The organism is Streptomyces caniscabiei (genome assembly GCF_014930365.1).
Taxonomy (GTDB): domain Bacteria; phylum Actinomycetota; class Actinomycetes; order Streptomycetales; family Streptomycetaceae; genus Streptomyces; species Streptomyces caniscabiei.
In genome coordinates, this window is the sequence record NZ_JABXWI010000010.1 from 191184 (window position 1) to 211779 (window position 20596).

Consider the following 20596-nt stretch of genomic DNA (forward strand, 5'->3'; position numbering starts at 1 on the left):
GACCTGTGACCACGCCCTCGAACAAGGACCCAAGATGACCCGCGTGATCGCCGGCGCCGCCGGCGGACGCCGCCTCGCCGTCCCGCCGGGCAACGGCACCCGCCCCACCTCCGACCGCGCGCGCGAGGGCCTCTTCTCCACCTGGCAGTCCCTCCTCGGCGGCCCCCTGGACGGCGAACGCGTCCTCGACCTCTACGCCGGCTCCGGCGCCGTAGGCCTGGAGGCACTCTCCCGGGGCGCGGCCCACACCCTGCTGGTGGAGGCCGACGCCCGCGCCGCGAGAACGGTCCGGGACAACGTCAGAACGCTCGGCCTCCCCGGCGCCGAGGTGAGATCGGGCAAAGCCGAGCAGATCATCCAGGGACCGGCGCCGGACGAGCCGTACGACCTCGTCTTCCTGGACCCGCCGTACGCCGTCTCGGACGACGATCTTCGGGAGATCCTGCTCACACTCCGTACCGGGGGCTGGCTCGGCGACGAAGCCCTCGTCACCGTGGAGCGCAGCACCAGAGGCGGTGAATTCGCCTGGCCGACCGGTTTCGAAGCCATCAGGGCCCGTCGCTACGGCGAGGGAACGTTTTGGTACGGTCGCGCCGCCTCTACGTGCGAAGACGCACGATGACCGGACCGGAGAGCGAGGGATCCCAAGTGCGCCGTGCCGTCTGTCCCGGGTCGTTCGACCCCATCACCAACGGACATCTCGACATCATTGGCCGCGCCTCCAAGTTGTACGACGAGGTCTATGTCGCGGTGATGATCAACAAGTCCAAGAAGGGCCTCTTCGAGGTCGACGAGCGGATCGAGCTGATCCGCCGGGTCACCGCCGAGTACGCGAACGTACGGGTGGAGGCCTTCCACGGACTGCTCGTCGACTTCTGCAAGCAGCGCGAGATCCCGGCCATCGTCAAGGGCCTGCGCGCGGTCAGCGACTTCGACTACGAGCTGCAGATGGCCCAGATGAACATCGGCCTGTCGGGCGTGGAGACCCTCTTCGTCCCCACCAACCCCACCTACAGCTTCCTGTCGTCCTCCCTGGTCAAGGAGGTCGCGACCTGGGGCGGCGACGTCTCCCACCTGGTACCGCCGCTGGTCCTCGAAGCGCTGGCCGAGCGACTGAAGCGCGACTGAGCGGACGAACGTCCCCCGCTGGCCGTACAGTCGACCCGACCGTCTCCAACACAGCTGTAGAGAGTGGCGAGCACACGGTGGACCACACGGTGGACGTGCAGAAGAAGCTCGACGAGATCGTCTCGGTGGTCTCCGGCGCCCGATCCATGCCCATGTCGGCCTCGTGCGTGCTCAACCGCGCCGAACTGCTCTCCCTGCTCGACGAACTGCGCGCGGCCCTGCCCGACTCCCTCGCCCAGGCGCAGGAGCTGATCGGCGACCGCGACCACATGGTCGAGCGGGCCCGCCAGGAAGCCGAGCGGATCGTCGCGAACGCGCACGCCGAGCGCGGCTCCCTGATCTCCGACACCGAGGTCGCCCGCCGCTCCCAGAACGAGGCCGACCGCATCCTCGGCGAGGCCCGCCAGGAGGCCGAGGAGGTCCGCGCCGAGGCCGACGACTACGTCGACTCCAAGCTCGCCAACTTCGAGGTCGTCCTCACCAAGACCCTCGGCTCGGTCGGCCGCGGCCGCGAGAAGCTGCTCGGTACGGGCCCCGGCCTCGACGAGCAGGGCTACGCGGACGACGACGCCCCCGAGCGCAGCCACGACCCCGAGACCCTGCGCCGCGACGCCGACGCCTACGTGGACGCCAAGCTCGGCGCCTTCGAGGCCGTCCTCGCCAAAACGCTGGAGGCCGTCGGCCGAGGCCGGCAGAAGCTCCACGGCCGGATCGCCACCGACGACCTCGGCGCCCTCGCCCTGAACGACGACGGCACCTCCCCGCAGCCCACCAGCGACGCCGACTACCTGGCCGGCCTCGCCGAACTCGCCGACAGCCCCGCCCAGCAGACCCCGTCCCTGCCGGGACAGCAGTCGTACGGGCAGCAGCAGGACTCCTACGCGGCGACGGCGTACCAGCAGGACCCGTACGGCTACCAGCAGCAGTACGCCCAGCCCCAGCAGTCCGCCGACCCCTACGGCTACCAGCAGGCCGACCCGTACGCGGCCGGCTACCCGCAGCAGCCGTCGTACGAGCCGAACCAGGGGCACGTGGACCCGCAGGGACAGCAGGACCAGCAGGGGCACCAGGGGTACGCGCAGCCGCAGGCGAACACGCTCGACGAGACCAGCCTCTTCGACACCACCATGATCACGGCGGAGCAGTTGCGCCGCTACGAGCAGGGCCGCTGACAGCGGATTGGGCCGACAGCGAAAGGTCCAGTATCCTGGTTCTTCGGTCGCGCGTGCGTTCATGCTGTCCGCAACAGACGCCCGCGATCGAGCGCTGCCCGGAACACCAGGGGGCGGCGCCCTCCTGACGAGTTCCGAAGATCGAAAGCAGAAATGGCTCTGAACGCCCGCCTCGACCACCGCAACCCCCTCGTGTTCGACACGCACGAGCTGGGCCGGCGGCCCGGTGCGCAGCAGCGCCTGACGCGCTCGGTCGACGCTCCCAAGGACCTCGGGATCAAGGGGGTCGTCGGAGTGCCGGAAGGTGCCCCGGTGGAGCTCGAACTCCGTCTGGAGTCGGTCATGGAAGGGGTGCTCGTCACAGGCACCGCCCGTGCCGACGCCAAGGGGGAGTGCGTAAGGTGTCTGGAGCCGGTCGAGCTGGAGCTCGAAGCGGACTTCCAGGAGATGTTCTCGTACCCCGACGCCGATGAGCGGGGCCGCGTGATCGCGGAACCCGACAGCGACGCCGAGGACGACGAGGACAGGCTCTTGCTCGAGGACGGACTGTTCGACCTCGAACCCGTGCTGCGTGATGCGGTGGTGCTCGCACTGCCGATGCAGCCGGTGTGCCAGGACGACTGCCCCGGCCTGTGCTCCGAGTGCGGAGCCCGGCTCGCGGACGACCCGGACCACCACCACGAAGCCGTCGACATCCGTTGGGCGGCACTGCAGGGACTCGCCGGTTCACTCGAAGACGGCGAGAAGGACGAGATGAGCGGCGCCGAACCCGGTGTCGACGAGAAGCAGGAGAAGTAGCCGTGGCTGTTCCGAAGCGGAAGATGTCGCGCAGCAACACGCGCCACCGCCGGTCGCAGTGGAAGGCTGCGGTCCCCACCCTGGTTGCGTGCGAGCGCTGCCACGAGCCCAAGCTGCAGCACATCGCGTGCCCGTCTTGCGGCACCTACAACAAGCGCCAGGTCCTCGAGGTCTGAGCGGCTGGTGAGAGGCTCTATGTCTGACGCCAAGGCGGAGACCAACGCCAAGAAAAAGGCGGAGAACGCAGCCTCGTCCCACACGCTTCTGGAAGGGCGGCTCGGCTACCAGCTCGAGTCCGCCCTTCTGGTGCGTGCGCTGACCCACCGTTCGTACGCGTACGAGAACGGCGGTCTGCCGACCAACGAGCGCCTGGAGTTCCTCGGGGACTCCGTCCTCGGCCTCGTGGTCACGGACACGCTGTATCGCACCCACCCCGACCTGCCCGAAGGCCAACTGGCCAAGCTGCGGGCCGCGGTGGTCAACTCTCGTGCGCTGGCGGAGGTGGGCCGCGGGCTCGACCTCGGCTCCTTCATCCGGCTCGGCCGCGGTGAAGAGGGCACAGGTGGCCGGGACAAGGCATCCATCCTCGCCGACACCCTCGAAGCGGTGATCGGTGCGGTCTATCTCGACCAGGGGCTCGACTCGGCGGCGGAGCTGGTGCACCGCTTGTTCGACCCGCTGATCGAGAAGTCCTCGAACCTCGGAGCCGGCCTGGACTGGAAGACCAGCCTCCAGGAGCTCACCGCGACCGAGGGGCTCGGCGTGCCCGAGTACCTGGTCACGGAGACCGGCCCCGACCACGAGAAGACCTTCACCGCTGCCGCCCGCGTCGGAGGCGTCTCGTACGGCACCGGCACCGGCCGCAGCAAGAAGGAAGCGGAGCAGCAGGCGGCCGAGTCCGCCTGGCGTGCGATCCGCGCCGCGGCGGACGAGCGGGCGAAGGCGGCGGCCGAGGCCGCGGCCCGCGCCGAAGCGACCGCCGAGACTCCTTCGGACACCGCCCCCGCCTGACGCCGAGGGCTGCCGCCCCCGAAGCCCCCGTGAGGGGGTGAGGGGGCGGCTTCGGTGCGTTCCCGAGTGCGGGCGGTCGGGGCTTCTCGTGCAGTTCCCCGCGCCTCTGAAAGACCAGGCCCCGCAGCCTGTGAGGCGACCGGCAGCGGGCCTGAGAAGCACGGGGCGCAGCCCCTGCTTTTCAGGGGCGCGGGGAACTGCCCGAGAAGCCCCACCGGACCCGCACCCGCCCCCCAACCTCACCCCCTCATGCCCCCCGCTCAACCTCCGGAGGACCCCGTGCCCGAACTGCCCGAGGTCGAGGTCGTCCGGCGTGGTCTGGAGCGCTGGGTGGCGCACCGGACCGTCGCCGACGTCGAGGTGCTGCACCCCCGGGCGATCCGCCGGCACCTGGCCGGCCCGGAGGACTTCGCGCACCGGCTCAAGGGCCACCGCATCGGCGCGCCCAGCCGACGCGGGAAGTACCTGTGGCTCCCCGTGGAGGACACCGGGATCGCCGTCCTCGCGCACCTCGGCATGAGCGGCCAACTGCTCGTGCAGCCGCACGACGCGGCCGACGAGAAGCACCTCAGGATCCGTGTCCGCTTCGCGGACGACCTCGCCACCGAACTGCGCTTCGTCGACCAACGCACCTTCGGTGGACTGTCGTTGCACGACACCACCCCCGACGGCCTGCCGGACGTCATCGCGCACATCGCCCGCGACCCGCTCGACCCGCGGTTCGACGCCGAGGCCTTCCACCAGGCACTGCGGCGGAAGCGTACGACGATCAAACGGGCCCTGCTCGACCAGTCGTTGATCAGCGGAGTGGGCAACATCTACGCGGACGAGGCGCTCTGGCGGGCGAGGATCCACTTCGAGCGCCCCACCGCCGGTTTCACGCGCCCCCGCACCACCGAACTCCTGGGCCACGTACGGGACGTGATGAACGCGGCCCTCGCGGTGGGCGGCACGAGCTTCGACAGCCTCTACGTCAACGTGAACGGTGAGTCGGGGTACTTCGACCGCTCCCTGGACGCGTACGGCCGTGAGGGCCTGCCCTGTCGCCGCTGTGCCACGCCCATGCGGCGGCGTCCCTGGATGAACCGGTCCAGCTATTTCTGCCCGACGTGTCAGCGGGCGCCGCGCTCCGTGTCGTAGCGCTCGCGGGACCGGAGCACCTCCTCCATGCGGTCCTCCACACAGCTGATGAGGGACATCAGACGCGCGGAGACCTCACGGCCGAGCGGAGTGAGGCTGTAGTCGACGCGGGGCGGGTTGGTGGGCTGCGCGTCGCGGTGGACGAGGCCGTCGCGCTCCAGGGCGTGCAGCGTCTGGGAGAGCATCTTCTCGCTCACGCCGTCCACACGGCGGCGCAGCTCGTTGAAGCGGAGCGAACTGTCGTACAGCGCGCCCATGGTGAGCACGCCCCAGCGACCCGTGACGTGCTCCAGGGTGCCCCGCGAGGGACAGTTCCTGGCGAACACGTCGAAGGCCAGCCCATCGACGTCCACGACACCCGCCTCCGCGGCCTCCCGCACGGGCGCCACACCGGTCTGCGCGGCTGATTCCATACCCCGAGGATACTCCGGCACAGCGCTGACCAGAAGATTGCACTAACTGTCGGTTAGCGCGGAGCGACGAGGGCTGCCGGCTGGATGCCGAGCTGATCCTGGAGACACCGTTCCTGCTGTGGGACGCGGAAGGTCAGTGGCACGAACTCGACCCGGGCACGGGGGTGAGCCCCACCCCTGTCCTCGCCCTGTTCGGGCAGTCCGTCGCAGCGGTCGATGTTCGTGAGCACGGCACGTTGGTGATCGACTTCCACGCCGGTGCCGGACTCTGGATCGGCCCCGACCCGTACTTCGCGTCCTGGCATCTCGCCGGTCACGGAGTCGACCCCGTCACGGTCGGCCCCGGCGGCGAGGACGACCGGGAACTTGGACGACCGTAGGTCGGGGTCCGCTCAGTAGCCGAAGTCCTGTGTCCACCACGGGCCGCCGTCGCCCAGGACGACGCCGACACCCAGGGTCTTGAAGTCGCAGTTCAGGATGTTCGCCCGGTGGCCGGGACTGTTCATCCAGGCCTCCATGACAGCCTCGGCGGTCGCCTGGCCGCGGGCGATGTTCTCGCCGCCGAGGCCGGTGATGCCGAGGGCGGCCGCGCGGTCCCAGGGGTCGGAGCCGTCGGGGTCGGTGTGGTCGAAGAAGCCGCGCAGGGCCATGTCCTCGCTGAACGCCTCGGCCAGTTTCGCCAGATCGCTGTTGGCGGCCACCGGCTCGCAGCCCGCCTTGGCCCGCTCCTCGTTGACCAGCAGGAGGACCGCGGCCTCGGCCTGGGTCTCGGAGGAGAGCTCCGCCGGAGAAGTGGTGTCCTTCTCCTTGCCCTTCTCCTTCTCCTTGATGGGCTTGTCGGACGGCGTCCTGGTCTTCTGGGAGCCGGAGCCCTTGTCCGCCTCGTCGGCGGGCTTCTCCTCGGACGGGGGCGTCGAGGGGGCCGGCGTGTTCGACGGGGTGGCCTCGCGCTCGGCGTCACGGCTGGTGGACTCGTCCTCGCGCTGCTGCTGCCCCTGCGCGGCGCCGTCAGTCCCGCCCTGCTGGGTCGCCGCACCCGTCGGCGAGCCGGCGGGCACCACCGTCTCGTTGGCGTTGCCCCCGCTGATCGTGTACTGGTCGCCACCCGGCAGCACCCCGGTGGCCACCGCGACGGTGCCGAGGGCGACGGCGGCCGAGACACCGAGGAGACCGGTCTTCACAGGCGTCACGGTCTTCTTCTTGCGGCGGCGCGAGCCACCGCTCCGCGCGGAGGCCTTGGCGTCGGCCTCCAGGAACTCGGCGAATCCGTACAGGTTCTCCGGACCGTAGTGCGGCTCATCGGAGACGAAGCCCCTGTCAGTGACCCCGGCGGCGCGGCCCCCCCTGGCGGCGCGGCCGGCGGCGGAGCGTCGGTGGCGTCCCATGTCTTGGCCTTCCTCGTCCTTGCGGTGTCCTGCGGTCAACGTTGGGGAGTTCGTCAACGTTGTGGTCGTCGTCTTCACGAATCTCACACGAAGGAGTGAGTTTCATATGAGATTCATTGGGTCCGGACGGTACAGCATGGCGCCAGGGGAGGGAGAGGCCCGGGAGACATTGGCCCGTTAGCGTGCAGGCATGAGCGAGGATGTACGGCTGGTCGTCTGGGTGCGTGGACGGGTGCAAGGTGTGGGTTTCCGCTGGTTCACCCGGGCCAGGGCCCTGGAGATCGGCGGCCTGAGTGGTTTTGCTCTCAATTTGGCCGACGGACGGGTCCAGGTGGTCGCCGAGGGGCCGCGCGAGGCGTGTCAGGGGCTCCTGGAGTGGCTCCAGGGAGACGACACGCCCGGGCGCGTGGTGGGTGTGACCGAGATCTGGGACACACCCCGAGGGGGCTACGAGGGCTTCGCCATCCGCTGAGCGCATCAGCGGGACGAGCGCGCGAGAGCGGAGGGGAGCGCCACCGGCATATGCCAGAAGCATGCACAAACCAGAAATGTGCAGGTGATTGCCAAGACGAGTCAGTCATGGCAGGCTCCGAAGAACGGATGATCCCCTCGCTCCGCCGGCCAGGAGAGGCCCCGCAGTCGCCGCAGCGTCGCCCGATCGGGGCCGCGCGGCAGAGGGATGCCCGCCAAAGCGCGGCGTGATCGTGTTGACCGTCAAACTTTTTGGTGAGACGCTAAAAGCAACCCCGCGCACCTTAGCTGTTTGGCATGAGGACGGCAGCAAAAACTCAACAGTGCCAAGCAAGGCGGGTGCGATTCCCTCACGACCCACACCGCTTCGGTCGGTCACTCATTGTGGAGGACCATCCATCATGGCAAAGGCGCTTCTCGGTTACGTCGGCGGCTCCGACCCGCGACTCCTCGCCGAGATGCGACGGCTCCAGCAGCGTGTCCAGGACCTGGAATCCGAGCTCGGACGCATCCAGGCGGAGAACGACGCGCTGACGGCTGCCGCTTCTCACGACTCGCTCATGGAGCTCGACGCACGCCAGGCGGAGCCTGCGCTCACCTGATCACTGCATCGCACCACGACAGACAGCAGTGGTTGGGCTGCCCGTATCAACCGCTAAGTTGTCAGATCTGCAAGGGACGCCTTCTCACGAGGCGTCCCTTCTTTCTGTCCCCGTGTACCGGGCTGTAGGTCCCGAGCTGTCCCGTGTCCCCGAGCCCCCGTCTCGGTCCCCGACCTTTGTCACCCTCTTCAACGTCTGATGTGCCCTGCACGTTCATGGGCGAAACCGCGCGTTCATGGAGTGAGACAAGGCCGGAAGGTAGAGTCCAGCGCCGTGCACCTCAAGGCCCTGACCCTCCGTGGGTTCAAATCGTTCGCATCGGCGACCACGCTCCGGTTCGAACCGGGGATCACGTGCGTCGTCGGGCCCAACGGTTCGGGCAAGTCCAACGTCGTGGACGCGCTCAGCTGGGTCATGGGCGAACAGGGCGCCAAGTCGCTGCGCGGCGGCAAGATGGAGGACGTCATCTTCGCCGGCACCACCGGGCGTCCCCCGCTCGGCCGCGCCGAGGTGTCCCTGACCATAGACAACTCCGACGGGGCCCTCCCCATCGAGTACTCCGAGGTCACGATCACGCGGATCATGTTCCGCAACGGCGGCAGCGAGTACCAGATCAACGGCGACACCTGCCGCCTCCTCGACATCCAGGACCTGCTCTCCGACTCCGGCATCGGCCGCGAGATGCACGTCATCGTCGGCCAGGGCCAGCTCGACTCCGTCCTGCACGCCGACCCCATGGGCCGCCGCGCCTTCATCGAGGAGGCCGCCGGCGTCCTCAAGCACCGCAAGCGCAAGGAGAAGGCGCTCCGGAAACTGGACGCCATGCAGGCCAACCTGGCCCGCGTCCAGGACCTCACCGACGAACTCCGCCGCCAGCTCAAGCCGCTGGGCCGCCAGGCCGCCGTCGCCCGCCGGGCCGCCGTCATCCAGGCCGACCTGCGCGACGCCCGCCTGCGCCTGCTCGCCGACGACCTCGTACGTCTGCACGCGGCACTTCGGACGGAGGTCGCCGACGAGGCCGCACTGAAGCAGCGCAAGGAGTCCGCCGAGGCCGAGCTGAAGCAGGCGCTCCAGCGCGAGGCGCATCTGGAGGGCGAGGTGCGCCGGCTGACCCCGCGCCTCCAGCGCGCCCAGGAGACCTGGTACGAGCTGTCGCAGCTCGCCGAACGGGTGCGCGGCACGATCTCGCTCGCCGACGCCCGGATCAAGAGCGCCACCTCCGCACCGCCCGAGGAACGGCGCGGCCGGGACCCCGAGGACATGGAACGCGAGGCCGCCCGCATCCGCGAGCAGGAGGCCGAACTCGAAGCGGCTCTCGAAGCGGCCGAGCGCGCCCTGGAGGACACGGTCGAGCACCGCGCCGAGCTGGAGCGCGAACTGATGGTCGAGGAACGCCGGCTGAAGGACGTCGCCCGTTCCATCGCCGACCGCCGCGAGAGCCTCGCTCGCCTCGGTGGCCAGGTCAACGCCGCCCGCTCCCGGGCGGCCTCCGCCCAGTCCGAGATCGACCGCCTCGCCGCCGCCCGCGACGAGGCGCGGGAACGTGCCGCTGCCGCCCAGGAGGAGTACGAGGCACTCAAGGCCGAGGTCGACCATCTCGACGCCGACGACTCCGACCTGGCCGAACAGCACGACGCCGCCAAGCGGGCACTGGCCGAGGCCGAGACCGCCCTCGCCGCCGCCCGCGAGGCCACGACCACCGCCGAACGGCGCCGCGCCGCCACCCAGGCCCGCCACGAAGCCCTCGCCCTCGGCCTGCGCCGCAAGGACGGCACGGGCGCGCTTCTCGGTGCGAAGGACCGCCTCGGCGGGGTACTGGGCCCGGCCGCCGAACTGCTGACGGTCGCCCCGGGACACGAGGTCGCCCTCGCGGCCGCCTTCGGCGCTGCGGCGGACGCGATCGCGGTGACCTCCCCCTCCGCCGCGGCGGAGGCGATCCGGCTGCTCCGCAAGCAGGACGCCGGACGAGCGGCGCTGTTGACGGCGGGAGGGCCGGACGATCTGACGCCGGTGACCACGGCCGCGCCCCTGGGAGGCGCGGGGAACGGCGCGACCGGCCACGACGGACCCGCGGACGAACAACGACCTCACCCGGGGATTCCCGCGGAGCGCCTGGTGCGAGCCCCCTCCGACCTCACCCCCGCCGTCCGCCGCCTCCTTCACCGCATCGTCGTCGTGGACACCCTCGAAGACGCCGAGGCCCTCGTCTACGCGCGCCCGGACCTCACCGCGGTCACCGCCGAGGGCGACCTGCTCGGGGCCCACTTCGCCCACGGCGGCTCGGCAGGGGCACCGAGCCTGCTGGAGGTGCAGGCCGCCGTCGACGAGGCGGAAGCCGAGCTGGAGGAGCTGGCCGTACGGTGCGAGGAGTTGGCCGAGGCCCAGCAGAACGCGGTCGAGCTGCGCCGGGAGCGGGCCGGGATCGTGGAGGAGCTGGGGGAGCGGCGCCGGGCGGGCGAGCGGGAGAAGTCGGCGGTCGCACAGCAGCTCGGGCGCCTGGCCGGGCAGGCGCGGGGCGCCGCCGGGGAGGCCGAGCGGTCCACGGCCGCCGCCGCACGCGCCCAGGAAGCGCTCGACAAGGCCGTACAGGACGCCGAGGAGCTGGCCGAACGGCTCGCGGTGGCCGAGGAGATGCCCGTCGAGGAGGAGCCGGACACCTTCGTACGGGATCGGCTCGCGGCGGACGGGGCCAACGCGCGACAGACCGAGATGGAGGCCCGGCTCCAGGTGCGCACGCACGAGGAGCGGGTCAAGGGGCTCGCGGGGCGCGCGGATTCGCTCGACCGGGCCGCGCGCGCCGAGCGCGAGGCGCGGGCGCGGGCCGAACAGCGCAGGGCGCGGCTGCGGCACGAGGCGGCCGTGGCCGAGGCGGTCGCCTCCGGTGCCAGGCAGCTGCTCCGGCATGTCGAGGTCTCCCTCGCCCGCGCGGAGCGGGAACGCACCGCCGCCGACGCGGCCAAGGCACGCCGTGAGCAGGAGCTCGCGCAGGCCCGTGACCAGGGGCGCGGCCTGAAGGCGGAGCTGGACAAGCTGACCGACTCCGTGCACCGGGGCGAGGTGCTCGGCGCCGAGAAGCGGATGCGGATCGAGCAGCTGGAGACCAAGGCGCTGGAGGAGCTGGGCGTCGAACCGGAGGGGCTGATCGCGGAGTACGGGCCCGACCAGCTCGTACCGCCGTCACCGCCGGCGGAGGGGGAGGAACTGCCGGAGGACCCGGAGCACCCCCGCAACCAGCCGAGGACGTTCCACCGCGCCGAGCAGGAGAAGCGGCTCAGGGCGGCCGAGCGGGCGTACCAGCAGCTCGGCAAGGTCAATCCGCTGGCGCTGGAGGAGTTCGCGGCGCTGGAGGAGCGGCACAAGTTCCTCAGTGAGCAGCTGGAGGACCTGAAGAAGACCCGAGCCGATCTGCTGCAGGTGGTGAAGGAGGTCGACGAGCGGGTCGAGCAGGTCTTCACCGAGGCGTACTGGGACACCGCGCGGGAGTTCGAGGGCGTGTTCGGCCGGCTCTTCCCGGGCGGGGAGGGACGGCTGATCCTCACCGACCCGGACAACATGCTCACCACCGGCGTCGACGTCGAGGCCCGGCCGCCCGGAAAGAAGGTCAAGCGGCTGTCGCTGCTCTCCGGCGGGGAGCGGTCGCTGACCGCCGTCGCCATGCTGGTGTCGATCTTCAAGGCGCGGCCCAGCCCGTTCTATGTGATGGACGAGGTCGAGGCGGCGCTCGACGACACCAACCTCCAGCGGCTGATCCGGATCATGCAGGAGCTGCAGGAGGCGTCGCAGCTGATCGTGATCACCCACCAGAAGCGGACCATGGAGGTCGCCGACGCGCTGTACGGCGTGTCCATGCAGGGCGACGGCGTCTCGAAGGTGATCAGCCAGCGGCTGCGTTAGGTGTTTCCGAGCGGGGGTAGGCGGGGCTGGTCCAGCAGATCATCAGGCCCGTTTCCCCGACATCGGCGACGTGCCCGCCGAGGAGTACAGACGTGACCAGCACAGCGCAGCCCAGGGCGGGAGCGGTCGGCGCTCAGCCCGACCATCTCTCCCACGTGATCTTCATCGCGGCGGCGGCCGCGATGGGCGGCTTCCTCTTCGGCTACGACAGCGCCGTGATCAACGGCGCCGTCGAGGCCATCCGCCACCGCTACGACATCGGATCCACGGCCCTGGCACAGGTCATCGCCGTCGCCCTGATCGGCTGTGCCGTCGGCGCGGCGACCGCGGGCCGGATCGCCGACCGCATCGGCCGCATCCGGTGCATGCAGATCGCGGCCGCCCTCTTCACGGTCAGCGCCGTCGGCTCCGCGCTCCCGTTCGCGCTCTGGGACCTCGCCTTCTGGCGGATCGTCGGCGGTTTCGCCATCGGTATGGCGTCCGTCATCGGCCCCGCCTACATCGCCGAGGTCGCCCCGCCCGCCTACCGCGGCCGGCTCGGCTCCTTCCAGCAGGCCGCGATCGTCGTCGGCATCGCCGTCTCCCAGCTCGTCAACTGGGGCATCCTCAATGCCGCCGACGGAGACCAGCGCGGCGAGCTGCTCGGCCTGGAGGCCTGGCAGATCATGCTCGGCGTCATGGTCGTCCCCGCCGTGCTGTACGGCCTGCTCTCCTTCGCGATCCCCGAGTCCCCGCGGTTCCTGATCTCCGTCGGCAGGCGCGAGCGCGCCCGCGAGGTGCTCGCCGAGGTCGAGGGCAAGGACGTCGACCTGGACGCCCGGGTGGCCGAGATCGAGTCGGCCATGCACAGCGAGCACAAGTCGACCTTCAAGGACCTGCTCGGCGGCAGTTTCCTCTTCAAGCCGATCGTCTGGATCGGCATCGGACTGTCGGTCTTCCAGCAGTTCGTCGGCATCAACGTCGCCTTCTACTACTCCGCGACACTGTGGCAGTCCGTGGGCGTCGACCCGAGCGAGTCGTTCTTCTACTCCTTCACGACCTCGATCATCAACATCGTCGGCACCGTCATCGCGATGATCTTCGTCGACCGGATCGGCCGCAAGCCGCTCGCCCTCATCGGCTCCGTCGGCATGGTCGTCGGCCTCGCCCTGGAGGCCTGGGCCTTCTCCTACGACCTGGTCGACGGCAAGCTTCCCGCCACCCAGGGCTGGATCGCCCTGATCGCCGCGCACGTCTTCGTCCTCTTCTTCGCGCTCTCCTGGGGCGTCGTCGTCTGGGTCATGCTCGGCGAGATGTTCCCCAACCGGATCCGCGCCGCCGCCCTGGGCGTCGCCGCCTCCGCCCAGTGGATCGCCAACTGGGCCATCACCGCGAGCTTCCCGTCCCTGGCCGACTGGAACCTCTCCGTGACGTACGTGATCTACACGGTCTTCGCCGCGCTCTCCATCCCCTTCGTCCTGAAGTTCGTCAAGGAGACGAAGGGCAAGGCGCTGGAGGAGATGGGCTAGCCGGTACCCCACCGCCGTCCCGGCCCGACCGCCGAGCGGGCCGGGGCAGCGGTTCGCCGGGGTGGACGAATGTCAGCCCGCGAGGCGCGGCAGCACCCGCTCGGCGAACAGCCGCAGCCCCCGCCACCCCTCCTCGACCGGCATCCCGCCGGCCAGCGGATGCAGGACGTAGTTGTCCAGGCCCAGCGCCACGCACTCGTCCGGCGTGACGATCCGGTACACGCCCTCCGCGCGCAGCTCCGCCACCGTCGACGCCCCCGACCGCACGGCCGACCGGATGCCGGCCGACTGCCAGGAGGCGTACGTCCGGGCCTCGTGCAGGAAGTGCCCGCCGTATTCGGCCCACGCCCGGTCCGGATCCTCCGCCACGTGCAGCAGCGGCGTCTCGGCGGCCGGCATCATCGTCCAGCCCTCGGTGCCGTACTCGACGAGCCGCTCCTTGTAGTACGCCTCCAGCTCCGGCAGATGCGCGCTCGGGAAGAAGGGGAGCCCGAGACGGGCCGCCCGGCGGGCCGCCGCCTTCGAGGAACCGCCGACCAGCAGCAGCGGATGCGGCTCGGTGCCCGGACGCGGGGTGACCCGGACCGTGCGCCCCCGGTAGCTGAACGGCTCACCCGTCCACGCCTGGAGCAGTGTCTCCAGCACCTCGTCCTGGAGCCTGCCGCGCTCCTTCCAGTCCACGTCGAACTGCGCGTACTCCTCCGGCCGGTACCCGATCCCGGCGACGGTCACCAGCCGGCCACCGCTCACCAGATCCAGTACGGCGATGTCCTCCGCCAGCCGCAGCGGATCGTGCAGCGGGCCGATCATCGCCGACACCGTGACCGCGATCCGCCGGGTGGCCCCGAACACGGCCCCCGCGAAGACGAACGGCGACGGCAGCCAGTTGTTCTCGACCCCGTGGTGCTCCTCCGTCTGCACGGTGCCGATGCCCTGCTCGTCGGCGTACGCGGCCATCTCGACGGCGGCCCGGTAGCGGGCCCGGAGCGAGGCGGGCGTGGCGCCGGGCTCGACCAGATTGAAACGGACGACCGTGACGGGCATGGGACCCCCTTCGGGCGGCTGTGGAGGGGGACGTTAGCTGACGGCTCGTCAGGTGGCCAGGGTCGTGGAAGGGCCGTGTCCCCCCGTACGGCGATCGAACGCGTCGGGGGGTGGTCCCGCATACTGGTCCCGTTATGGAACTCATCCTTGCTGTAGTCATCGCCGTGGTCGTGCTCGGCGTGCTGGGCGGGCTCGTCGTAGGCAGCCGCAGGAAGAAGCCGCTGCCCCCGGCTCCCCCCACGACACCCGACATCACCGCACCCCCGGCCGAGCCGCATGTCGGCGACGAGGCCGAGACACCGCGCGACGAACCGCGCCGGACGATCGAGGAGGTGGATCTCCCGGACGGTTCGGCGTCGGCGCCCGTGGCCGTCGAGGAACCGCCCGCCGCCCCCGAGATCGAGATCCCCGAGCCGACCGCCGGCCGTCTGGTACGGCTGCGCGCCCGGCTCTCCCGCTCCCAGAACGCGCTGGGCAAGGGACTGCTCACACTGCTCTCGCGCGAGCACCTCGACGACGACACCTGGGAGGAGATCGAGGACACCCTCCTCACCGCCGACGTCGGCGTCCAGCCCACCCAGGAACTGGTCGAGCGGCTGCGCGAGCGGGTGAAGGTGCTCGGCACCCGCACCCCGGCGGACCTGCGCACGCTGCTGCGCGAGGAGCTGCTGAAGATCCTCGTCCCCGAGTTCGACCGCGAGGTCCACACCGAATCGCCGCTCGACACCCCGGGCATCGTGATGGTCGTCGGCGTCAACGGCACCGGCAAGACCACGACCACCGGCAAGCTCGCGCGCGTCCTCGTCGCCGACGGCAAGAACGTCGTCCTCGGCGCCGCCGACACCTTCCGCGCCGCGGCCGCCGACCAGCTCCAGACCTGGGGTGAGCGCGTCGGCGCCCGTACCGTGCGCGGTCCCGAGGGCGGCGACCCGGCGTCGATCGCCTTCGACGCGGTCAAGGAGGGCATCGAGGAGGGCGCCGACGTCGTCCTCATCGACACCGCCGGCCGGCTGCACACCAAGACCGGCCTCATGGACGAGCTCGGCAAGGTCAAGCGCGTCGTGGAGAAGCACGCGCCGCTGGACGAGATCCTGCTCGTCCTCGACGCCACCACCGGCCAGAACGGCCTCGTCCAGGCGCGCGTCTTCGCCGAGGTCGTCGACATCACCGGCATCGTCCTCACCAAGCTCGACGGCACCGCCAAGGGCGGCATCGTCATCGCCGTGCAGCGCGAGCTGGGTGTGCCCGTCAAGCTCGTCGGCCTGGGAGAGGGTGCGGACGACCTGGCGCCGTTCGAGCCGGAGGCGTTCGTGGATGCGCTTATCGGCGACTGAGGCCGCGAGAGCCTCCGAAATTTCGGAAGTGGCATCGGAGAAGCGCCCGCCCCCGAGGTGCAGTCGGGGACGGGCACTTCGCTGTGCGGGCGGCGGCCGGGGTCAGGCCCGGGACCGGTGCGCCACGTAGGCCAGGGTGCCGAGGAGCAGGCGCGCGGCCGGTGGCCTGGTCGCCGAGTCGAGCGCGGGGGAGCGGAGCCAGCGGACCGGGCCGAGGCCGCCGCGGTCGGAGGGCGGGGCGGTGACATGGGTGCCGGGGCCGAGGCCGCGCAGGTCCAGGGCGGAGGGGTCGTCCCAGCCCATGCGGTAGAGCAGGGAGGGCAGCTCGGCGGCGGCGCCGGGGGCGACGAAGAAGTGGGCGCGGCCCTCGGGGGTGGCGGTCACGGGGCCGAGAGGGAGGCCCATGCGTTCCAGACGGACCAGCGCGTGCCGCCCGGCCGACTCGGCGACCTCGATGACGTCGAACGAGCGGCCCACCGGCAGCATCACGGAGGCGCCGGGGAACTCGGCCCAGGCCTCGGTCACCTCGTCGAGCGTCGCTCCGGCGCGCACGGGAGGCGCGAAGCCGAGAGGATGCGCGCCGGGCGCGGGGCAGGTGGTCCTGCCGCACGAGCACGCGCCCGAAGCCGCCCGCGCGCCGGGGACGACATCCCATCCCCAGAGGCCGGTGAACTCGGCCACGGCCGTGCACTCCGAGGTACGGCCGCGTCGACGCGTGCCGGATCGCATCTCCCGGATGCCGCCGATCGTGAAGCCCATGCCCCCTCCAACGGGTCCAGCGCGCGGGTGGTTACGCGACGGAGTCGGAATGCGACGCTCTGCTTCCGCGCGGGCGGCGCGCTGCGACACCCCGGGTGGCGCGGGTGTCGATGCGCGCCCCTGAATGCATCCGTCCGCCCGCTCCCGGCCGTCATGTGTCAAGTGAATCGCGGACGGGCGACCGTTAGTTCATTCGAAGGGGTGGCGAATGGTGGCGTTTCCGGGATCGCCGTGGCCGGACGCGTGATCGTAGGATTACTTTGAGTGCACGGGACCTGGGGACGAACACGCTCGTGGGTATGCCGGAGGCAAGTCGTCTTTCCGTTCGATGGGTGACGAGGGTCGGACGTACGGCGCGGTAACCGGCATTCTGGTAGGGCTTGGCGCACACAGCGCACAGGTGGTTTCAGGGATGGGGGCGTTCCAGTGGGCGGCAACGGCGGAAGCGGCACGAACGCTGAGAAACGCCCGAACGAACTGCTCGGTTCGTGGTTCGTCCGCAGCGGTTGGTCCAAGGGCGAGCTCGCCCGGCAGGTGAACCGACGGGCCCGCCAGCTCGGCGCCAACCACATCTCCACCGACACCTCCCGCGTACGCCGGTGGCTCGACGGGGAGAACCCGCGCGAGCCGATCCCGCGGATCCTGTCCGAGCTGTTCTCCGAGCGGTTCGGCTGTGTCGTCGCCGTCGAGGACCTGGGGCTGCGCGCGGCGCACCAGTCCCCGTCCGTCTCCGGTGTCGACCTGCCCTGGACGGGCCCGCAGACCGTGGCGCTGATCAGCGAGTTCTCGCGCAGCGACCTGATGCTGGCGCGGCGCGGCTTCCTCGGGAGCTCGCTCGCCCTCTCCGCGGGCCCGGCCCTCATCGAGCCGATGCAGCGCTGGCTGGTCCCCGCGCCCGCCGCCCCGCGCGCGGAGCCCGAGCCGTCGGCCGCCGCGCGCCGCGCCGGCCGGCTCTCCCAGCCGGAGCTGGACCTCCTCGAATCCACCACCGTGATGTTCCGGCAGTGGGACGCCCAGTGCGGCGGCGGTCTGCGCCGCAAGGCGGTCGTCGGCCAGCTGCACGAGGTGACCGACCTCCTCCAGGAGCCGCAGCCCGAGGCCACCACCCGGAGGCTGTTCAAGGTCGCCGCCGAACTGGCCGAGCTGGCCGGCTGGATGAGCTACGACATCGGCCTCCAGCCCACGGCGCAGAAGTACTTCGTCCTCGCCCTGCACGCGGCCAAGGAGGCCGGCGACAAGCCCCTCGGGTCGTACGTCCTGTCCAGCATGAGCCGGCAGATGATCCACCTCGGCCGCCCCGACGACGCCCTCGAACTGATCCATCTCGCCCAGTACGGCAGCCGGGACTGCGCGAGTCCGCGCACCCAGTCGATGCTGTATGCGATGGAGGCCCGCGCCTACGCCAACATGGGCCAGCCCGGAAAGTGCAAGCGGGCCGTGCGGATGGCCGAGGACGTCTTCGCGGACGCCGAGGAGTGGGACGACCCGGATCCCGACTGGATCCGCTTCTTCAACGAGGCCGAACTGCACGGCGAGAACAGCCACTCCTACCGCGACCTCGCCTATGTCGCCGGCCGCAGTCCCACGTACGCCTCGCTCGCCGAGCCCGTGATGCGCCGGGCCGTCGACCTCTTCGCCACGGACACCGAACACCAGCGGTCGTACGCGCTGAACCTCATCGGCATGGCCACCGTGCATCTGCTCCAGCGCGAGCCCGAGCAGGGCGCCGCCATGGCCAAGGAAGCCATGGACGTCGCGCGCAAGGTCCGCTCCGAGCGCGTCAACACCCGCATCCGCAAGACGGTGGACACGGCCGTACGCGATTTCGGTGGTCTCGCGGAGGTCGTCGACCTCACGGACCAGCTCGCCGTCCACCTCCCCGAGACCGCCGAAGCGGTCTGACCCGGCTCCGGCACATCGCCGGGCCCCCTCCACGCCGCCCGCGGCCGGCCATCCCGAACTGCCCGACTCGGCTCCCCCATGCCAGGTCATCGGATGGCCTGCCGCGGTCGGTCCGTTCGGGGCATCGCACCGGAGATTCCCTCGGAAGTTCCATCGGATACGAAACCGTTATCCGCCGAGGGCCCCGCAGAGGCTGGGCCCCACACGGGATGCGTCCTCCGCGATTCACGTTTCACCTGTCTGTAACGTGATGGGTGCCTTCGTCACCTCCGGGAAACATTTCCAAACTCCCGGCGAAACGGTGCTGCGTCAGTCTCCTCAGCACAGTCGGCCCTCCCCGATAGCTCCCCAGCTTCAGCATCCGCACGGGCCGTTCCGACCACGAGGAGATACCGGCATTGAACGGCACAGATACCGGATTCGTATTGATCAGTGCGGCGCTCGTCATGGTGATGACGCCGGGCCTGGCGCTCTTCTACGGCGGCATGGTCCGTGCCAAGAGCGTGCTGAACATGCTGATGATGTCCTTCATCTCGCTGGGCATCGTCAGCATCCTGTGGGTGCTCTACGGCTACTCGCTCGCCTTCAGCGGTGACGTCGGCCACTTCATCGGCAACCTCGACGCCATCGGTCTCCAGGGCATCGACGTCACGAGCACCGTCGACAGCTTCGTCACCAACGCCAAGGGCGAGCCGCACCAGATCGCCGCGTTCTCGTTCATCCTCTTCCAGATGCTGTTCGCGGTGATCACCCCGGCCCTGATGAGCGGCGCGCTCGCCGACCGTGTCAAGTTCAGCGCCTGGATGATCTTCGTCGCGCTCTGGGTCACCCTCGCGTACTTCCCGGTCGCGCACTGGGTCTGGGCGCCGGGCGGCTGGCTCTTCGACATGGGCGTCATCGACTTCGCCGGTGGTACCGCGGTCCACATCAACGCCGGTATCGGCGCGCTCGCCGCGGTCCTCGTCGTCGGCAAGCGGATCGGCTTCAAGAAGGACCCGATGCGGCCGCACAGCCTGCCGCTGGTCCTGATCGGCACCGCCCTGCTGTGGTTCGGCTGGTTCGGCTTCAACGCCGGCTCCTGGCTCGGTGTCGACGGCACCACCGCCCGCATGGCCATCAACACGCAGATCGCCACCGCCGCGGCCATCATCGGCTGGCTGATCTACGAGCGCATCCGCCACGGTGCGTTCACCACCCTCGGTGCCTGCTCCGGCGCCGTCGCGGGCCTCGTCGCGATCACGCCGTCCGGCGGTCACGTCAACGCCTTCGGCGCCATCCTGATCGGTGTCGTCGCCGGCGCGGTCTGCTCCTGGGCCGTCAGCCTCAAGTACAAGCTGGGCTACGACGACTCCCTCGACGTCGTCGGCGTCCACCTGGTCGGCGGTGTCATCGGCACCCTGATGGTCGGCTTCCTCGCCACCGAGGCAGGCGGCTGGGACCAGTTCGGCAAGCAGGCCACCGGCGCCTTCTCCGTCATCGGCTACACCTTCGTGGTGACCTGGCTCATCGCCTTCGCCATCCAGAAGACGATCGGCTTCCGGGCGTCCGAGGAGGACGAGGTCACCGGTGTCGACCAGACCCTGCACGCCGAGACCGCGTACGACTTCAGCTCGGCCGCGGGTTCGCACATCTCCGCCAGCACCACGAGCAGCGTCGCTGCCGCCACCGAGAGCAAGAAGGTCGAGGCATGAAGCTGATCACCGCGGTCGTCAAGCCGCACCGGCTCGACGAGATCAAGGAAGCCCTGCAGGCCTTCGGGGTGCACGGACTTACGGTGACCGAGGCCAGTGGGTACGGTCGGCAGCGGGGACACACCGAGGTGTACCGCGGCGCCGAGTACACGGTCGACCTGGTTCCCAAGATCCGGATCGAGGTTCTGGCCGAGGACGACGACGCCGAGCAGCTGATCGACGTCATCGTCAAGGCCGCCCGCACCGGCAAGATCGGTGACGGCAAGGTCTGGTCCCTCCCGGTCGAGACGGCCGTACGGGTCCGGACCGGCGAGCGCGGCCCGGACGCGCTCTGACCAAGAGAA

20 protein-coding genes are annotated in these 20596 nt (G+C 70.4%); 16 read left to right on the forward strand and 4 right to left on the reverse strand.

Annotated features, from left to right (window positions below; all coding sequences use genetic code 11):
* The first annotated feature begins 34 nt into the window (after positions 1–34).
* The 7 genes from rsmD to mutM all read left to right on the forward strand — a co-directional run bounded on the left by rsmD (position 35) and on the right by mutM (position 5249).
* Complete coding sequence (gene rsmD / locus HW837_RS27115) at positions 35–622, forward strand: 16S rRNA (guanine(966)-N(2))-methyltransferase RsmD (RefSeq protein ID WP_045561477.1); 588 nt, start codon at positions 35–37, stop codon at positions 620–622.
* A 26-nt stretch (positions 623–648) separates the two neighbouring features.
* Positions 649–1128 carry a pantetheine-phosphate adenylyltransferase gene (coaD, locus tag HW837_RS27120; RefSeq protein WP_060883151.1) on the forward strand — a complete coding sequence of 160 codons (480 nt, stop codon included), beginning with the start codon at positions 649–651 and terminating at the stop codon, positions 1126–1128.
* Between the two features lie 89 nt (positions 1129–1217).
* Positions 1218–2300, forward strand: coding sequence for a cell division initiation protein (locus HW837_RS27125; RefSeq protein WP_193381594.1), 1083 nt, complete (start codon positions 1218–1220; stop codon positions 2298–2300).
* A 153-nt stretch (positions 2301–2453) separates the two neighbouring features.
* Positions 2454–3098 (forward strand): YceD family protein, encoded by a 645-nt coding sequence (locus tag HW837_RS27130; protein WP_045561474.1) that lies wholly within the window; start codon positions 2454–2456, stop codon positions 3096–3098.
* Between the two features lie 2 nt (positions 3099–3100).
* Complete coding sequence (rpmF, locus tag HW837_RS27135; protein ID WP_007493396.1) at positions 3101–3274, forward strand: 50S ribosomal protein L32; 174 nt, start codon at positions 3101–3103, stop codon at positions 3272–3274.
* A gap of 19 nt (positions 3275–3293) precedes the next feature.
* Complete coding sequence (gene rnc, locus HW837_RS27140) at positions 3294–4109, forward strand: ribonuclease III (RefSeq protein WP_045561473.1); 816 nt, start codon at positions 3294–3296, stop codon at positions 4107–4109.
* Positions 4110–4388: 279 nt separating this feature from the next.
* Complete coding sequence (gene mutM, locus HW837_RS27145; RefSeq protein ID WP_093790206.1) at positions 4389–5249, forward strand: bifunctional DNA-formamidopyrimidine glycosylase/DNA-(apurinic or apyrimidinic site) lyase; 861 nt, start codon at positions 4389–4391, stop codon at positions 5247–5249.
* Here mutM and HW837_RS27150 read toward each other — a convergent pair.
* The gene (locus HW837_RS27150) at positions 5222–5662 is read right to left on the reverse strand and encodes a winged helix-turn-helix transcriptional regulator (RefSeq protein ID WP_093790207.1); all 441 of its coding nucleotides are present in this window, start codon (positions 5660–5662) and stop codon (positions 5222–5224) included. The two genes, mutM and HW837_RS27150, sit on opposite strands and share 28 nt — an antisense overlap.
* A 116-nt stretch (positions 5663–5778) precedes the next feature.
* Between HW837_RS27150 and HW837_RS27155 the strand changes: the two genes are divergently transcribed.
* Positions 5779–6042, forward strand: coding sequence for a DUF6188 family protein (locus HW837_RS27155; protein WP_234442734.1), 264 nt, complete (start codon positions 5779–5781; stop codon positions 6040–6042).
* A gap of 12 nt (positions 6043–6054) precedes the next feature.
* On the opposite strand, the gene HW837_RS27160 is transcribed toward HW837_RS27155, so the two are convergent.
* Complete coding sequence (locus HW837_RS27160) at positions 6055–7047, reverse strand: CAP domain-containing protein (protein ID WP_045561471.1); 993 nt, start codon at positions 7045–7047, stop codon at positions 6055–6057.
* Positions 7048–7237: 190 nt separating this feature from the next.
* On the opposite strand from HW837_RS27160, the gene HW837_RS27165 reads away from it, so the two are divergent.
* The 4 genes from HW837_RS27165 (at position 7238) to HW837_RS27180 (ending at position 13522) form a co-directional block, all read left to right on the forward strand.
* A complete protein-coding gene (locus HW837_RS27165; protein WP_045561470.1) occupies positions 7238–7519 on the forward strand; it encodes an acylphosphatase in 282 nt (93 codons plus the stop codon).
* 400 nt (positions 7520–7919) lie between these two features.
* A complete protein-coding gene (locus HW837_RS27170; protein WP_005479841.1) occupies positions 7920–8120 on the forward strand; it encodes a hypothetical protein in 201 nt (66 codons plus the stop codon).
* 273 nt (positions 8121–8393) lie between these two features.
* On the forward strand, positions 8394–12014 hold the full coding sequence (smc, locus tag HW837_RS27175; protein WP_193381562.1) for a chromosome segregation protein SMC: 3621 nt from the start codon (positions 8394–8396) through the stop codon (positions 12012–12014).
* A gap of 92 nt (positions 12015–12106) precedes the next feature.
* Positions 12107–13522 carry a sugar porter family MFS transporter gene (locus HW837_RS27180; RefSeq protein ID WP_045561468.1) on the forward strand — a complete coding sequence of 472 codons (1416 nt, stop codon included), beginning with the start codon at positions 12107–12109 and terminating at the stop codon, positions 13520–13522.
* A 72-nt stretch (positions 13523–13594) separates the two neighbouring features.
* Here the strand turns inward: HW837_RS27180 and HW837_RS27185 are convergent, their stop codons facing one another.
* Positions 13595–14566, reverse strand: coding sequence for an LLM class flavin-dependent oxidoreductase (locus HW837_RS27185; protein ID WP_045561467.1), 972 nt, complete (start codon positions 14564–14566; stop codon positions 13595–13597).
* Positions 14567–14700: 134 nt separating this feature from the next.
* Here HW837_RS27185 and ftsY point away from each other — a divergent pair, with 134 nt between their 5' ends.
* Positions 14701–15900, forward strand: a complete 1200-nt coding sequence (ftsY, locus tag HW837_RS27190; protein WP_045561466.1) for a signal recognition particle-docking protein FtsY — start codon at positions 14701–14703, stop codon at positions 15898–15900.
* Positions 15901–16002: 102 nt separating this feature from the next.
* Here the strand turns inward: ftsY and HW837_RS27195 are convergent, their stop codons facing one another.
* A complete protein-coding gene (locus tag HW837_RS27195; protein WP_093790209.1) occupies positions 16003–16659 on the reverse strand; it encodes a bifunctional DNA primase/polymerase in 657 nt (218 codons plus the stop codon).
* Positions 16660–17085: 426 nt separating this feature from the next.
* On the opposite strand from HW837_RS27195, the gene nsdA reads away from it, so the two are divergent.
* The 3 genes from nsdA to HW837_RS27210 all read left to right on the forward strand — a co-directional run bounded on the left by nsdA (position 17086) and on the right by HW837_RS27210 (position 20587).
* Positions 17086–18561, forward strand: a complete 1476-nt coding sequence (gene nsdA, locus HW837_RS27200; RefSeq protein WP_045561464.1) for a transcriptional repressor NsdA — start codon at positions 17086–17088, stop codon at positions 18559–18561.
* A gap of 398 nt (positions 18562–18959) precedes the next feature.
* On the forward strand, positions 18960–20252 hold the full coding sequence (locus tag HW837_RS27205; RefSeq protein ID WP_045561463.1) for an ammonium transporter: 1293 nt from the start codon (positions 18960–18962) through the stop codon (positions 20250–20252).
* Positions 20249–20587, forward strand: coding sequence for a P-II family nitrogen regulator (locus tag HW837_RS27210; RefSeq protein ID WP_003997576.1), 339 nt, complete (start codon positions 20249–20251; stop codon positions 20585–20587). Before HW837_RS27205 ends, HW837_RS27210 begins: the two co-directional genes overlap by 4 nt.
* Positions 20588–20596 lie beyond the last annotated feature (9 nt).

What these genes read in the sequence shown, in the direction of transcription:
- rsmD (WP_045561477.1), top strand. Translation starts at nt 35, where the DNA reads ATGACCCGCGTGATCGCCGGCGCCGCCGGCGGACGCCGCCTCGCCGTC.
- HW837_RS27130 (WP_045561474.1), top strand. Translation starts at nt 2,454, where the DNA reads ATGGCTCTGAACGCCCGCCTCGACCACCGCAACCCCCTCGTGTTCGAC.
- rnc (WP_045561473.1), top strand. Translation starts at nt 3,294, where the DNA reads ATGTCTGACGCCAAGGCGGAGACCAACGCCAAGAAAAAGGCGGAGAAC.
- HW837_RS27150 (WP_093790207.1), bottom strand. Translation starts at nt 5,662, where the DNA reads ATGGAATCAGCCGCGCAGACCGGTGTGGCGCCCGTGCGGGAGGCCGCG.
- HW837_RS27160 (WP_045561471.1), bottom strand. Translation starts at nt 7,047, where the DNA reads ATGGGACGCCACCGACGCTCCGCCGCCGGCCGCGCCGCCAGGGGGGGC.
- HW837_RS27165 (WP_045561470.1), top strand. Translation starts at nt 7,238, where the DNA reads ATGAGCGAGGATGTACGGCTGGTCGTCTGGGTGCGTGGACGGGTGCAA.
- HW837_RS27170 (WP_005479841.1), top strand. Translation starts at nt 7,920, where the DNA reads ATGGCAAAGGCGCTTCTCGGTTACGTCGGCGGCTCCGACCCGCGACTC.
- HW837_RS27185 (WP_045561467.1), bottom strand. Translation starts at nt 14,566, where the DNA reads ATGCCCGTCACGGTCGTCCGTTTCAATCTGGTCGAGCCCGGCGCCACG.
- ftsY (WP_045561466.1), top strand. Translation starts at nt 14,701, where the DNA reads ATGGAACTCATCCTTGCTGTAGTCATCGCCGTGGTCGTGCTCGGCGTG.
- HW837_RS27195 (WP_093790209.1), bottom strand. Translation starts at nt 16,659, where the DNA reads ATGGGCTTCACGATCGGCGGCATCCGGGAGATGCGATCCGGCACGCGT.
- HW837_RS27210 (WP_003997576.1), top strand. Translation starts at nt 20,249, where the DNA reads ATGAAGCTGATCACCGCGGTCGTCAAGCCGCACCGGCTCGACGAGATC.